Genomic DNA, 13,077 nt, shown 5'->3' on the forward strand with positions numbered 1-13,077 from the left:
CACGGCGTGCAGACCTTGACGGCCTTGACTCTGGGTTCCGGTACCGCTTCGCCCCGCATCTCCTCCCGGCCAGGAGTGCGGGTTACAGAAAAGAATAGAAAACCCTGAAGGCAATGCCGCGCTCCGCCCAGAAGTCGGCTGCGTCGCGGAACACGTCAAGCAGCGTTTCGCGCGCCTCCTTGTCGAATCGCTGCGTGGCCGGTAGCTGCTCGAGCACGACCACGAAGCCGGGCTGCGGTCCACCGCCGTGCACCACATCGGTCAGGCAATCGTGCAGCGCGTCGAGGTTTTTGCCGAAATGCTTGGGAAACAGGAAGGAGCGCGCAATCGTCTCCAGCACTTCCTGCTTGGTGGTCGCCTCGGCGAGGTTGGCGTAGAGAAAATGCTGGCCGGTCGTATCGGCTGCGTCCTGCAACTGCGCAACACGGTAAGCCCGGATCGACTGCACGATGTTCGGCCGTACCGATTTGAGCAGCACAGCGGGATCGGCATCATTGGGCGATGCGTCGGAAACTGGCATAGTGATCATGGGTGTAGTAACAAACATCGGGATGGTGCTTGGCCCCTCCGCACACAATGCGGCGCGCCCCTCGGTTGCGGGCGCCTGGAGTTGGGACGGTGTATTCGCGGTAATAACCACGACGTTTTGAGGGCAAAAGCCGCTCATAGTTTCCAAAAATAACGCCGTCCTTGTATCCCTCGAGCGGGCCGCCTTGTTCAATTCGCCTCAACATGTCTCGCGCCTGCACCGGCAAATCGGCCACGGAAATGGCTGGAATGACCCGCGGCTCGAACGCTTGCGACGTTTCGCGCGCCTGGGCTGCAGGCCAGACGCTGGTTCCGCCTGATGCCAGAAGCGCCAAAATGGCGATCAGCAGCCCCGCAAAAAACAGGGTTTGCAGCGTAGAACGAATGCACCGGCGATTCATGCTGCTGCGGCAAAAGCCGCACCGTTAGAGAAAATTGGACGCAATTGCGTTAAAAATACCGGCTGATGCTATGCGATTTCGCGTATTGGGCCATGATGAAAATCTTCGGCCCTGCACACCAGCCAAGGCGCAATCGTAGCGAAATCGCCACGGAAACACAAGGATTCGCCCAATTTTTAGGCAGGTTTTACGGTCACCGTGAGCCTGCCGACCGCCGCCCAGCGGCGGAGTTGCCGCTCAAAGGTTGGCCTCGGCGACGGTGAGCGCCGTCATGTTGACAATGCGACGCACGGTGCTGGACGCGGTGAGGATGTGCACGGGCTTGGCCGCCCCGAGCAGAACGGGGCCAATGGCGATGTTGTTGCCCGCGGTGGCCTTGAGCAGGTTGTAGGAGATATTGGCCGCATCGAGATTCGGGAACACCAGCAGATTGGCTTCGCCGCTGAGGGCGGAATCGACCATCAGGCTGGCGCGCAAGACCGGGTCGACCGCGGTGTCACCCTGCATTTCGCCATCGACTTCCAGATCGGGTTCGCGCTCGCGCAGCAGGGCGAGCGCCTCACGCATTTTCAGCGCGCTGGGTGCCGGAGAGGAGCCAAAATTGGAATGCGACAGCAAGGCCACCTTGGGAACGATACCGAAGCGGCGCAATTCCTGCGACGCCATGCAGGTGATTTCGGCAATTTCATCGGCGCTGGGGTCGATATTGACGTGGGTATCGACCAGCGCCACCTGCCGACCGGGCAGCACCAGCACGTTCATCGCCGCATACACCTTGGCGCCGGGACGACGACCGATGACCTGGTCGATGTAGTGCAGGTGGATGTGCGTATTGCCCCAGGTGCCGCAGAGCATGCCGTCGGCCTCGCCCTTGTGCAGCATCATGGAGCTGATGAGGGTGAGGCGACGACGCATTTCGATCTTGGCCATCGCCGGGGTCACGCCCTTGCGGCCCGCAAGTTGGTGGTAGCTCTGCCAGAAATCGCGGTAGCGCTCGTCGTGGTCGGTGTTGACCACGTCGAAATCGCGCCCCTGCTCCAGCCGCAGGCCGAAACGCTCGATGCGCTGGGCAATCACTGCCGGACGTCCCACCAGAATGGGGCGGGCCAGATGCTCGTCGACCACCACGCGCACCGCGCGCAGCACGCGCTCGTCCTCGCCCTCGGCATAGACGATGCGCTTTTTGGCCGCCTTCTTGGCAATGCTGAACATGGGGCGCATCAGCGCGCCCGACTGATAGACGAACTGCTGCAGGCTGTCGCGGTAAGCGTCCAGGTCGGCGATGGGGCGGCGCGCCACGCCGCTTTTCGCCGCCGCCTCGGCCACGGCCGGGGCGATCTTGATCATCAGGCGCGGATCGAAGGGTTTGGGAATCAGGTAGTCGGGGCCGAAACGCAGCGGCTCGCCCACATAGGTGGCCGCCACCACGTCGCTCTGTTCGGCCTGCGCCAGTTCGGCAATGGCACGCACCGCGGCCACTTCCATCTCAGCGGTGATGGTGGTGGCGCCACTGTCGAGCGCACCCCGGAAGATGTAGGGGAAGCACAGGACGTTGTTGACCTGGTTCGGATAGTCCGACCGGCCCGTGGCGATGATGGCATCGGGCCGCACCGCGCGCGCCTCTTCCGGGAGGATTTCCGGATTGGGATTCGCCAGCGCCAGGATGATGGGCTTGTCCGCCATGCGTTGGGCGTACTCGGGCTTGAGCACACCGCCGGCCGACAAGCCGAGAAACACGTCGGCGCCGTCGATGATCTCGGCCAGGGTGCGCGCCGGGGTGTCCTGCGCGAAACGCCGTTTGTCCTCGTCCATCAACTCGGTGCGGCCCGCATACACCACGCCGGCCAGATCGCTGACCCAGATGTTTTCGCGTGGCAGCCCCAGATCGACCAGCAGGCTCAGGCAGGCCAGCGCCGCAGCGCCCGCGCCGGAGCACACCAGCTTGACCTGGGCGATATCCTTGCCGACCACCTTCAGGCCATTGAGAATGGCCGCGCCGACGATGATGGCCGTGCCGTGCTGGTCGTCGTGGAACACCGGAATGCTCATGCGGGTGCGCAGCTTGCGCTCGACCTCAAAGCACTCCGGGGCCTTGATGTCCTCGAGATTGATCCCGCCGAACGTGGGCTCCAGCGCGGCGATGATCTCGACCAGCTTGGCCGGGTCTTTTTCGTTCACTTCGATATCGAACACATCGATGCCCGCGAACTTCTTGAACAACACCGCCTTGCCTTCCATCACCGGCTTGGCCGCCAGCGGGCCGATATCGCCCAGGCCCAGCACCGCCGTGCCGTTGGTGATGACCGCCACGAGGTTGCCGCGCGCGGTGTAGCGGAACGCATCATCGGGGTGCGCGTGGATTTCCTCGCAGGCCGACGCCACGCCGGGCGAATAGGCCAGCGCCAGATCGCGCTGATTCGACAATTGCTTGGTGGCGACGACAGCGAGTTTGCCGGGGCGGGGAAATTCGTGATACTCAAGCGCGGCCTGGCGCAGCTTGGCCTTGGTGTCTTCTGGGCTGGACATGAAGTCTCCTCCTCACGCGGCCGTCGTGAACGTTTCGCATCTTGTCGCCGCGCGGGAAACCAGCATTGTAGGAGCCTGCCCACACGCCGATATGCGAACATGGCGCGCAAACCACCTCTGTCCGCATAGCCTTTCCATGACCGCACCGCTCGGCGAATTCGATCTCATCGCCCGCTACTTCACCCGGCCCGTGCGCCGCGCCGTTCTGGGCGTGGGCGACGATTGCGCCTTGCTCGCCGCGCCCGCCACCGAGGAGCAACTGGCCATTTCCAGCGACATGCTGGTGGAAGGTCGACATTTCCTGCCCGGCGCCGATCCGACCGCTTTGGGACACAAGGCGTTGGCGGTGAACCTGTCCGATCTGGCCGCCGTGGGCGCAAGGCCGCACGCTTTCACCCTGGCGATAGCCTTGCCCGAGGCCGACCCACGCTGGCTCGAAGGCTTTGCGCGAGGCCTGTTCGCCTTGGCCGAAGCCCACGACATCGAGCTGGTCGGCGGCGACACCACCCGCGGCCCTCGCAACCTCTGCATCACCGTGCTCGGGCTGGTGCCCCGCGGGCAGGCGCTGCTGCGCAGCGGCGCGCGGCCCGGCGACGACCTTTGGGTCTCTGGCACCGTGGGCGACGCCCGGCTGGCGCTGGGTCATCGCCTGGGCGAATGGACGCTGGATGCGCAGACGCAAGCCGCGACTTTTCCGCGCATGGATCGCCCCGAACCCCGCGTCGCCCTCGGTCTGGCGCTGCGAGGCGTGGCACAGGCCGCGCTCGACATTTCCGACGGCCTGCTTGCCGACCTCGGCCACCTCCTTCGCGCAAGCAGAGTGGGCGCCACCGTCGATGCCGACGCCTGCCCGGCCAGCGCGGCACTTCGCTCCCAACCCCTGCAGCGCCGCCGCCTGTGCCAACTCGCCGGCGGCGACGATTACGAACTCCTGTTCACCGCCCCGCCCGCCGCGCGCAGCGCAGTTGCCGCCGCCGCTGCACAAGCCGCCACGCCCGTCACCCGCATCGGCCGTATCGACGCCGAGCCGGGCCTGCGGCTGATCGACGCGAGCGGACAGGTGTTGGACAATGTCTACGCGGGCTTCGATCATTTCCGCCCCTCTTCATCGCCTCCATGACCGCCCCCACCCCCATTCCCGCCGCCGCGCAAGGTGCTTCCTGGCGCTTCATGTGGCGCAACCCGCTGCATGTGCTCGCACTGGGTTTCGGCAGCGGCCTGTCGCCCATCGCACCGGGCACTGCTGGCACGCTGTTCGCCTGGGCCAGCTATGCCCTGCTTTCGCTCTGGCTAGGCCCGCTGAGCTGGGCCGTGGTCATCGGCGTGGGCGCCGTGATCGGCATCTGGGCCTGCGGCCATACCTCGCGTGCGCTGGGCCTAGAAGACGCCTCGCCCGTGGTCTGGGACGAGATCATCGCCTTCTGGCTCATTCTGCTGCTCGTCACCCCGGCTGGCTGGGCTGAGCAACTGGCCGCTTTTCTGCTGTTTCGCGCCTTCGATGCCGGCAAATGGCTGGCCGTAGGCTGGGCCGACCGCCATGTGAAAGGCGGCTTCGGCATCATGCTCGACGACCTGATCGCCGCCGCTTTCACGCTGCTGGTCATGGCGCTGGGCATCCGGCTTTACGCCCTGGCCTGAAGCAATGAACGGTGGGCCTGATTTCGACGCGCTTTGCCGCTTGGCCGTGGGTATCGGCGCGGCCTATCGTCCGCGCGGCTGGCGGCTGGCCACGGCCGAATCCTGCACCGGCGGGCTGGTCTCGGCGGCCGTCACCAGTGTGGCCGGGTCGAGCGACTGGTTCGACCGGGGTTTTGTCACCTACAGCAATGCCGCCAAATCCGATCTGCTCGGCGTGAACCCGGCGCTGTTTGCGCAAGTCGGTGCGGTGAGCCCGGAGGTCGCCAGCGCGATGGCGCTGGGCGCACGGCAACGCGCGGGGGTGGAGATCGCCGTGGCGATCACCGGCATCGCCGGGCCGGGCGGCGGCACGGCAGAAAAGCCGGTGGGCACGGTGTGGTTTGGACTGGCTTGGGCAGCGGACGGCGCGGTGCACAGCGAAACCCGTCACGCGCTGTTCAAGGGCGACCGGGGCAGCGTGCGCCTGCAAGCCGCCGAGCTGGCGCTGCTGTGGCTGCTGCAGGCAGCGCAGCCCGAGTAGTCATGCTCGACGTTCAGCCCTGCGGCGGCACCGTGTCGCGGAACGACGGGCGCTGCATCAGCTTGTCGTAGAGCTTGGCGAGGTTGGGGTATTGCTGCTGCCAGTCCATTTCGGGAAAGCGGAACACGACATAGCCCAACGCGGCACCCGCGGCAATGTCGGCCAGGGTGAAGTGGTTGCCGCAGCAAAACGGCTTGTCACCCAGTCCGCCCGCCATGGCCTTGACCCCGGCCTCCACCTTGCCCATCTGCCGCGCGATCCACGCCGGGCTGCGCTGCGCTTCGGTGCGCCCCGGCCAGGTCTGCTCGAGCCGGGCCGTGGCCGCGGCGTCCATCACCCCATCGGCCAGCGCCTCCCAGGTACGCACTTCGGCACGCTCGCGTCCACCGCCAGGAATGAGCTTGCCCACGGGGGTCAGGGTATCGAGATATTCGACGATCACCCGCGAGTCGAAAATCGCCTCGCCATCATCGAGCACCAGGCACGGCACCTTGCCCAGCGGGTTGGAGCGGCCGATCTGGGTCGCATCCGACCAGACATTCTCTTCTTCCCACTTGGCGTCGATTTTTTTCTCGGCCAACGTAATGCGCACTTTGCGAACGTAGGGACTGGTCAGGGAGCCGATGAGTTTCATGTTCTGGTGCGCGATCAATAGGCGAAGCAGTATATCAACGGGCTCTCATGAGAAAACGCCGGGCCGTCCCAAGTTTTCTTGATCCCCACGGGGGGCGGGCAGGCATAACCGGCCCTGGGGCTCTCAGATGAGTGCGCCGCCTTCCTACAATGACGGCATGAGCACGAACCTCTCCCCACAATCCGCCGCGCTGTCCACGCTGGACGCGCTTTCGCCCCTGGATGGGCGCTACGCCGCCAAGGTCGACGCCCTGCGCGCGCATCTGTCCGAGGCCGGACTGATGCGCAGCCGCGTCCAGGTTGAGGTGGCCTGGTTCATCGGCCTGTCCGATCTGGGCCTTGCAGAGTTTCCGGCCCTGCCGCAAGATGCTCGCGACGCGCTGGGCGGCCTGGTGGCAGGGTTCGGCAGCGCGCAGGCCGCCGAGATCAAAGCCATTGAGCGCACCACCAACCACGACGTCAAGGCGGTGGAGTACTGGCTCAAGGTGCAAACGGCCGAGATGGCCGATGTGCATCGGCACGCCGAGTTCTTCCACTTCGCCTGCACCTCGGAAGACATCAACAACACCGCGCATGGGCTGATGCTCGCAGGCGCGCGGCGTGAAGTCGTCATGCCGCTGCTGCAGCGCGTGCTGCGCCGACTGCTCGACCTCACCGCCGAGTTGGCCGAACGGCCCATGCTGTCGCGCACCCACGGCCAGACGGCCAGCCCCACCACGCTGGGCAAGGAGTTTGCCAACGTCGCCCACCGCTTGCAGCGTGCCATGGCGGCCATCGAGTCGGTCGAGCTGACCGCCAAGATGAACGGCGCGGTGGGCAACTACAACGCGCATCTGGCGGCCTACCCCGAGGTGGACTGGGAGGCCTTCTCGCGCAAGGTGGTCGAATCGCTGGGCCTGAGCTTCAACCCCTACACCATCCAGATCGAGCCGCACGACGCGATGGCCGAACTGTTCGACGCGGTCGCCCGCGCCAATATCCTGTTGATCGATCTCAGCCGCGACATCTGGGGCTATATCTCCTGGGGCTATTTCAAGCAAAAGACCAAGGCAGGCGAGATCGGCTCGTCCACCATGCCGCACAAGGTCAATCCCATCGACTTCGAGAACGCCGAGGGCAATCTGGGCATCGCCAATGCGCTGCTGCGACACCTGAGCGACAAGCTGCCGATCTCGCGCTTCCAGCGCGACCTGACCGATTCCACCGTGCTGCGCAATATGGGCGTGGCGCTGGGCCACAGCGTGCTCGCATGGGATTCCCTGCTGCGCGGGCTCGACAAGTTGCTGGTTCATCCTCAACGCCTCGATGAAGACCTCGACAACGCGTGGGAAGTGCTGGCCGAACCGGTACAGACCGTCATGCGCCGCCACGGCCTGCCTAACCCCTACGAGCAGCTCAAGGAGCTGACCCGCGGCAAGGCCATCACCGAAGACTCGATGCGCGCCTTCATCAAAGGGCTGAATCTGCCCGAAAACGACCGCCAGCGCCTGCTCGCCATGACGCCGGCCAGCTACACCGGACTTGCCGCCGAGTTGGCAAGACGCCTGGCCGCAGAGCGCTGAATCCCGGGAGGCCCGCGATGCTCAAACTCTTGCTCAAGTGGCTGCTTTCCGCCTGCGCGCTGCTGGCTGTGGCCTACCTCTACAGCGGTGTGCAGGTCTCGGGGTTCGGCGCGGCCATGTGGGCGGCGCTGCTCATCGGCCTGCTCAATGCGCTGGTGCGGCCCATTTTGTTCATCCTCACCCTGCCGATCACCATTCTGACCCTCGGGCTGTTTTTCTTTGTGCTCAACGCCGCCATGTTCTACGCGGCGTCCGGCGTGATCGACGGCTTTCATGTGCGCAGCTTCGGCGCGGCGCTGCTCGGGTCGATTCTCTACAGCATCGCCGGGGTCATCATCGACAGCGCGCTGGAAGGGGTGCAGTTCGGACGGCGCCGGTAAGCGGCGCCCAGCAAAAAGCCCGGCTGACCGTGAGGCCAGCCGGGCTTTGCTTTGCGCCTGCGCCGACGCTCAGCCTTGCCAGGCCTGTGCCGTGCCGGTCTGCGCCATCTGCATCAGCCGCGCCACGCGCTCTTCGGTGGCCGGGTGGGTGCTGAACAACTTGGCGATGCCGCCCCCGTGCAAGGGGTTGAGAATCATCATCTGCGCCGTGGCCGGATGCGCCTCGGCAGCCTGAAACGGCACGCCGCGCGCGTAAGCCTCGATTTTCTGCAAGGCCGCGGCCAGCGCGGCCGGGTCACCGGAAATCTCGGCACCGCCACGATCGGCCTCGAACTCGCGAGCGCGGGAAATTGCCATCTGGATCAAGCTCGCGGCCAGCGGCGCCAGAATGGCCACGGCAATGCTGGCGATGGGATTTGACGGACGCCCTTCGGAGTCGCGTCCACCGAAGAACATCGCAAAGTTCGCCAGCGCCGAAATGGCACCGGCCATCGTGGCCGAAATGGTGGAAATCAGAATGTCGCGGTGCTTCACATGCGCCAGTTCATGCGCCATCACCCCGCGCAGCTCACGCGCGCTGAGCACGCGCAGGATGCCGGTGGTGGCCGCAACTGCCGCGTGCTCCGGGTTGCGGCCGGTGGCGAAGGCGTTGGGCGCGTCTTCCTGGATGAGATAGACCCGCGGCATGGGCAGCCCGGCGCGCTGCGCGAGCTCCTGCACCATGGCGTAGAACTGCGGCGCGCTGCTGGCGTCGACCTCTTGCGCGTTGTACATCTTCAGCACCATCTTGTCGCTGAACCAGTAGCTGAAGAAGTTCATGCCCAGCGCGAACAACAGCGCCAGCACCATGCCCTGCTGGCCACCCAGCATGGAGCCGATGACCACGAACAACGCGGTGATCGCGGCCATCAGGATGGCGGTTTTCATGATATTGAACATGCTTCACTCCGATACGTTTGGATACAACACCGCTAGATTGTGCAGCGAATCAAAAGTTCAAGGCCGCAAAGGAGTCTAGCCCAGCGAGGGATTTAACCCAGCATCAAGCTCGTGAGGTCGGCCCCGCCCTGCAGCCATTGCGCCGCGCTCTGCATTGTGCCGCCGGGTTTTTGCAGACGTGTGATGCGCAGCACGCCGCTGCCGCAACCCACATCCAGCCCCTCGGCCGTCATCTGCCGCACCAAGCCGGGCGGGCCGACAGGCGGCGGCGCCGTCAATGCCTCAGCCGCTCCCACCTTGACGACACCGCCGTCTGGCAAGGTGAATTGCGTCCCTGGCCAGGGCGTGAACGCCCGCACTCTCCGGGCGAGCAGTTCTGCCGACAAGTCCCATTGCAAGAGCGATTCATCTTTGCTGATTTTCGCGGCATACGTCACCCCGGCTTCGGGCTGCGGGCGGGGGCGCAGTTCGCCGCGTTCCAGCGCATCCAGCCCCTGCACCACCAAGGCGGCGCCCAAAGCGGCGAGTTTGTCGTGCAGGGTGGCCGCGGTGTCGGTGGCGTTGATCGGCAAGGCCTGCTCCATCAGCATGTCACCCGTGTCGAGCCCCGCATCCATCTGCATCAGGGTGATGCCCGTCTGCGCATCACCCGCCTCGATCGCCCGCTGGATCGGGGCCGCTCCACGCCACCTCGGCAACAGCGAGCCGTGAATGTTCAAGCAGCCCAATCGCGGCAACGTCAGCACCGACGTCGGCAGAATCAGGCCATAGGCCGCCACGACCAGCACGTCCGCCTGGGCGTCTCGCAACGCCGCGTGTGCCTGCGCGGCCTGTTCGGCATAGCGCCCGTCCAGTCGAAGACCTTGGGGTTGAATGACCTCAATTTGCGCCGCCGAAGCAACTTGCTTGACCGGGCTGGATTGCAGTTTCATGCCTCGGCCCGCGGGGCGGTCGGGCTGGGTCAGCACCAGAGGCACGGTGTAGCCCGCGCTCAGAATGGCGCGCAATGCCACGGCGGCGAACTCCGGCGTGCCAGCAAACGCCACGCGCAAACGGCGCGCTGAAGGGGAAGCGGGCATGGACTGACTCAAGCGGCCTGCCTCTGCCGTTTGAGCATTTTGGTCTTGATTCGGTTGCGTTTGAGCGGCGAGAGGTAATCGACGAATACCTTGCCCAGCAGATGATCCATTTCATGCTGAATGCACACCGCGGTCAGCCCGTCGGCGTCCATCTCGAAAAGCTGACCCTGCGCGTCCAGCGCGCGCAGCCGCACCGTGGCCGGCCGCGTTACTTTGTCGTAGATGCCAGGGACGGACAGGCAGCCCTCTTCCCATTCCTTATCTTCCGCGCTGTGCCGCACGATTTCCGGGTTGATGAGCGCCAGCGGTTGATTGCGCTCTTCAGAGGTATCCATGACGATGATGCGCTCGTGCACATCGACCTGCGTGGCGGCCAAGCCAACACCGTTAGAGGCGTACATGGTCTCGAACATCGCCGCAACAAGAGCGCGCACCCGCTCATCAACCGCCGCAACCGGCTTGGCCACGGTGTAAAGGCGCGGATCGGGATATTGAAGAATGGTCAGTTGTTCCATGGCTCGCATTTTAGTTATTTGCGATGGAAATGGCTTTATCCATTGCAAAAACGGGGGTGGCCGACTCTGCACGCGCCGTCGGCCAGGCACGCCCGCAACATTCTTGCAACTGCCGCCCCGTCCAAACAACGACCAAACGGTGATTTGATTGCCGCATCAAGGTGTTGCGTGCACAATGTGCTCAACAATTTTGAGATATGGGCCCTGGAATCGCAAATTTCCACGGGGGGCAGATTCACAAAAGACCACACCGCGCCGGATGTGGCCACCGTTTAGATCTGGGGACTTTGCGCCATGCTGAGACAGGCTTTCCACCACCCTTTCAACCTCTCTTCACGTCGTATGAGCTACCGCTCTCTGGCTACCGCGCTGGCGCTGGCCACAGCGGCGCCCTGGGCTTGCGCCGCCAACCCATCGGCCGCCGCGCCCGCACTGCATGGTCTGCCCAACTATCCGGTTGCCCCGGCGCAGCGCGCTCAGGCTGAACTGACCGCGCAGACCGGCGTGCCGGTTTCCGAGCTGGCGGCCAAGGCGCCTTCGCGCTACACCGTCAAACGCGGCGACACCTTGTGGGCAATTTCCGGCATGTACCTGCGCAAGCCCTGGGACTGGCCCAAGCTGTGGGGCATGAATCTGCAGCAGATCCGCAACCCGCACTGGATTTTTCCGGGGCAGGTGCTGTATCTCGACATTTCCAATGGCCGCGCCCGCCTCACCATGGGCAGCGGCAGTCAGGGCATTCCCACGGTGAAGCTCAATCCGCAGGTCGAGTCCAGCCTGCTGCCGCCTGAAGGCATTCCCACCATCTCGCCGGAACTCATCGCGCCCTTCCTCACCCAGCCGCTGATCGTCGAGCCCGATACCCTCGAAGCCTCGCCGCGCATCGTGGCCTTGCCCAAGGGACATACCATGGCGTCGCCCGGCACGCAGGTCTATGTGCGCGGCGATGTAAGCAAAGCCACGCGCTACCAAATCTACCGCCCGGCCAAGCCGCTGGTCGATCCGGCCACGAAAAAAATCATCGCCTACCAGGCCGAATATCTTGGCACGACCCATCTGGTCGAGCCGCCTTCCGGGCCGGATGCGGTGTCGGTGTTCCGGGTCGATGGCATCGAGCGTGAAGTCGGCGTGGGCGACCGGCTGGTCATCGCGCCGCCGCGTGAATTCGTCAACTACACCCCCCACGCCCCGGCCAAGCCGATCAGCGGCGACATTGTCTCGATCTACGGCGATCTGAGCATGGCGGCCAAGAACAGCGTGGTCGCACTCAACCGCGGGGCCGACGACGGGCTGGAGCGCGGCGACGTGCTGGCGCTGTGGCACAACAGCCGCATGGTCAAAGACTCGACGGCGCCCGGCAAACCCGAGATCGAACTACCCGACCGCCGAGTGGGCGTGATGATGGTGTTCCGCACCTTCAAGCACGTGGCCTATGCGCTCATCCTGTCAGCCGACGAACCAGTTGAAGTCGCCGACCGCTTCACCCAGCCCTGATCGCCGCAGCGGCCTTCGGCACGGTCGAGCATGACGCCGCCTGAAGAACTCGCCGACTGGCTGCGGCTGATGCAGACTCCGGGCGTTGGCGCCCTCACCGCGCGCCAACTGCTCTCCGCCTTCGGGCCGCCATCACATATTTTCCAGGCCTCGCACGCCGCGCTGAATCGGGTGGTCAGCGCTACCGTCGCCTCGGCGCTACTGGCCGACCCCGACCGCGAAACCCAAGACCTCATCGCCCGCACCCTGGAATGGGCCGCCCAGCCGGGGCAGGCCTGTATCACCCTGGACGATCCGGCTTATCCGCAAAGCCTGCTCGATATCACCGATCCGCCGCCTTTGCTTTACGCCTTGGGCGACGCCGCCCTGCTGGGCGCCCCACGGCGGCTGGCGATGGTGGGCGCACGCACCCCCACCGCACAGGGCGAGCGCGATGCCCAGGCGTTTGCGCAAGCATTCAGCGAAGCCGGGGTCACCATCGTGTCAGGATTCGCCCTTGGCATCGACGCTGCCGCGCATCGCGGCGCTCTGGCTGCGGTCGGCGAGCAGGACGGTTCGACCATCGCCGTGCTCGGCACCGGCTGCGACCGCGTCTATCCGCCACGCCACAAAGAACTGGCGCATCTTGTGGCCGATCGCGGGTTGCTGCTCTCCGAGTTTGCGCTGGGCACCGCCCCTGCCAAGGGCAATTTTCCGCGCCGCAACCGCCTCATCAGCGGCCTGTCGCGCGGGGTGCTGGTGGTCGAGGCCGCCACGCACTCCGGCTCGCTCATCACCGCGCGGCTGGCGGGCGAGCAAGGGCGCGAAGTCTTTGCCATGCCCGGCTCGATCCACAACCCCCTGGCGCATGGCTGCCACCGCC

At 65.2% G+C, this 13,077-nt stretch carries 14 protein-coding genes; 7 read left to right on the forward strand and 7 right to left on the reverse strand.

Translation table 11 applies throughout. From position 1 onward, the window contains the following. Positions 1 to 82 precede the first annotated feature (82 nt). The 3 genes from AC2VLV_RS14065 to AC2VLV_RS14075 all read right to left on the reverse strand — a co-directional run bounded on the left by AC2VLV_RS14065 (position 83) and on the right by AC2VLV_RS14075 (position 3,455). A complete protein-coding gene (locus tag AC2VLV_RS14065; RefSeq protein ID WP_486990572.1) occupies positions 83 to 529 on the reverse strand; it encodes a barstar family protein in 447 nt (148 codons plus the stop codon). After that, on the reverse strand, positions 492 to 929 hold the full coding sequence (locus tag AC2VLV_RS14070) for a guanyl-specific ribonuclease (RefSeq protein ID WP_486990573.1): 438 nt from the start codon (positions 927 to 929) through the stop codon (positions 492 to 494). Before AC2VLV_RS14070 ends, AC2VLV_RS14065 begins: the two co-directional genes overlap by 38 nt. 237 nt (positions 930 to 1,166) lie before the next feature. After that, complete coding sequence (locus AC2VLV_RS14075; protein WP_486990574.1) at positions 1,167 to 3,455, reverse strand: NADP-dependent malic enzyme; 2,289 nt, start codon at positions 3,453 to 3,455, stop codon at positions 1,167 to 1,169. Positions 3,456 to 3,591: 136 nt separating this feature from the next. Between AC2VLV_RS14075 and thiL the strand changes: the two genes are divergently transcribed. From thiL to AC2VLV_RS14090, 3 genes are read left to right on the forward strand one after another with little or no spacing between them, the layout of a single operon-like run. Continuing rightward, positions 3,592 to 4,575: a thiamine-phosphate kinase gene (gene thiL / locus AC2VLV_RS14080; protein ID WP_486990575.1), complete on the forward strand. Its 984-nt coding sequence runs from the start codon at positions 3,592 to 3,594 to the stop codon at positions 4,573 to 4,575. Further along, positions 4,572 to 5,093 (forward strand): phosphatidylglycerophosphatase A family protein, encoded by a 522-nt coding sequence (locus AC2VLV_RS14085; protein ID WP_486990576.1) that lies wholly within the window; start codon positions 4,572 to 4,574, stop codon positions 5,091 to 5,093. The genes thiL and AC2VLV_RS14085 overlap by 4 nt, the downstream gene beginning before the upstream one ends. Before the next feature lie 4 nt (positions 5,094 to 5,097). Beyond that, positions 5,098 to 5,613 carry a CinA family protein gene (locus AC2VLV_RS14090; protein WP_486990577.1) on the forward strand — a complete coding sequence of 172 codons (516 nt, stop codon included), beginning with the start codon at positions 5,098 to 5,100 and terminating at the stop codon, positions 5,611 to 5,613. 13 nt (positions 5,614 to 5,626) lie between these two features. Here AC2VLV_RS14090 and AC2VLV_RS14095 read toward each other — a convergent pair whose 3' ends face one another. Beyond that, positions 5,627 to 6,247, reverse strand: a complete 621-nt coding sequence (locus AC2VLV_RS14095; protein ID WP_486990578.1) for a glutathione S-transferase C-terminal domain-containing protein — start codon at positions 6,245 to 6,247, stop codon at positions 5,627 to 5,629. Between the two features lie 157 nt (positions 6,248 to 6,404). Between AC2VLV_RS14095 and purB the strand changes: the two genes are divergently transcribed. Together purB and AC2VLV_RS14105 are read left to right on the forward strand one after the other, a co-directional pair. Next, positions 6,405 to 7,808, forward strand: coding sequence for an adenylosuccinate lyase (purB, locus tag AC2VLV_RS14100; protein WP_486990579.1), 1,404 nt, complete (start codon positions 6,405 to 6,407; stop codon positions 7,806 to 7,808). A gap of 17 nt (positions 7,809 to 7,825) precedes the next feature. Next, a complete protein-coding gene (locus AC2VLV_RS14105) occupies positions 7,826 to 8,188 on the forward strand; it encodes a phage holin family protein (protein WP_486990580.1) in 363 nt (120 codons plus the stop codon). A 69-nt stretch (positions 8,189 to 8,257) separates the two neighbouring features. On the opposite strand, the gene htpX is transcribed toward AC2VLV_RS14105, so the two are convergent. The 3 genes from htpX to def form a co-directional block, all read right to left on the reverse strand. Beyond that, positions 8,258 to 9,127: a zinc metalloprotease HtpX gene (htpX, locus tag AC2VLV_RS14110; RefSeq protein ID WP_486990581.1), complete on the reverse strand. Its 870-nt coding sequence runs from the start codon at positions 9,125 to 9,127 to the stop codon at positions 8,258 to 8,260. 92 nt (positions 9,128 to 9,219) lie between these two features. After that, positions 9,220 to 10,179: a methionyl-tRNA formyltransferase gene (gene fmt, locus AC2VLV_RS14115; protein WP_486990585.1), complete on the reverse strand. Its 960-nt coding sequence runs from the start codon at positions 10,177 to 10,179 to the stop codon at positions 9,220 to 9,222. 35 nt (positions 10,180 to 10,214) lie between these two features. Beyond that, complete coding sequence (def, locus tag AC2VLV_RS14120; RefSeq protein ID WP_486990582.1) at positions 10,215 to 10,721, reverse strand: peptide deformylase; 507 nt, start codon at positions 10,719 to 10,721, stop codon at positions 10,215 to 10,217. A 342-nt stretch (positions 10,722 to 11,063) separates the two neighbouring features. Between def and AC2VLV_RS14125 the strand changes: the two genes are divergently transcribed. Both AC2VLV_RS14125 and dprA read left to right on the forward strand, forming a co-directional pair. Further along, complete coding sequence (locus AC2VLV_RS14125) at positions 11,064 to 12,215, forward strand: LysM peptidoglycan-binding domain-containing protein (protein ID WP_486990586.1); 1,152 nt, start codon at positions 11,064 to 11,066, stop codon at positions 12,213 to 12,215. Positions 12,216 to 12,245: 30 nt separating this feature from the next. Next, positions 12,246 to 13,077, forward strand: an 832-nt coding sequence (gene dprA / locus AC2VLV_RS14130) for a DNA-processing protein DprA (protein ID WP_486990583.1), incomplete at its 3' end; no start/stop codon positions are given.

The organism is Thiomonas sp. TH-17 (assembly GCF_057473305.1).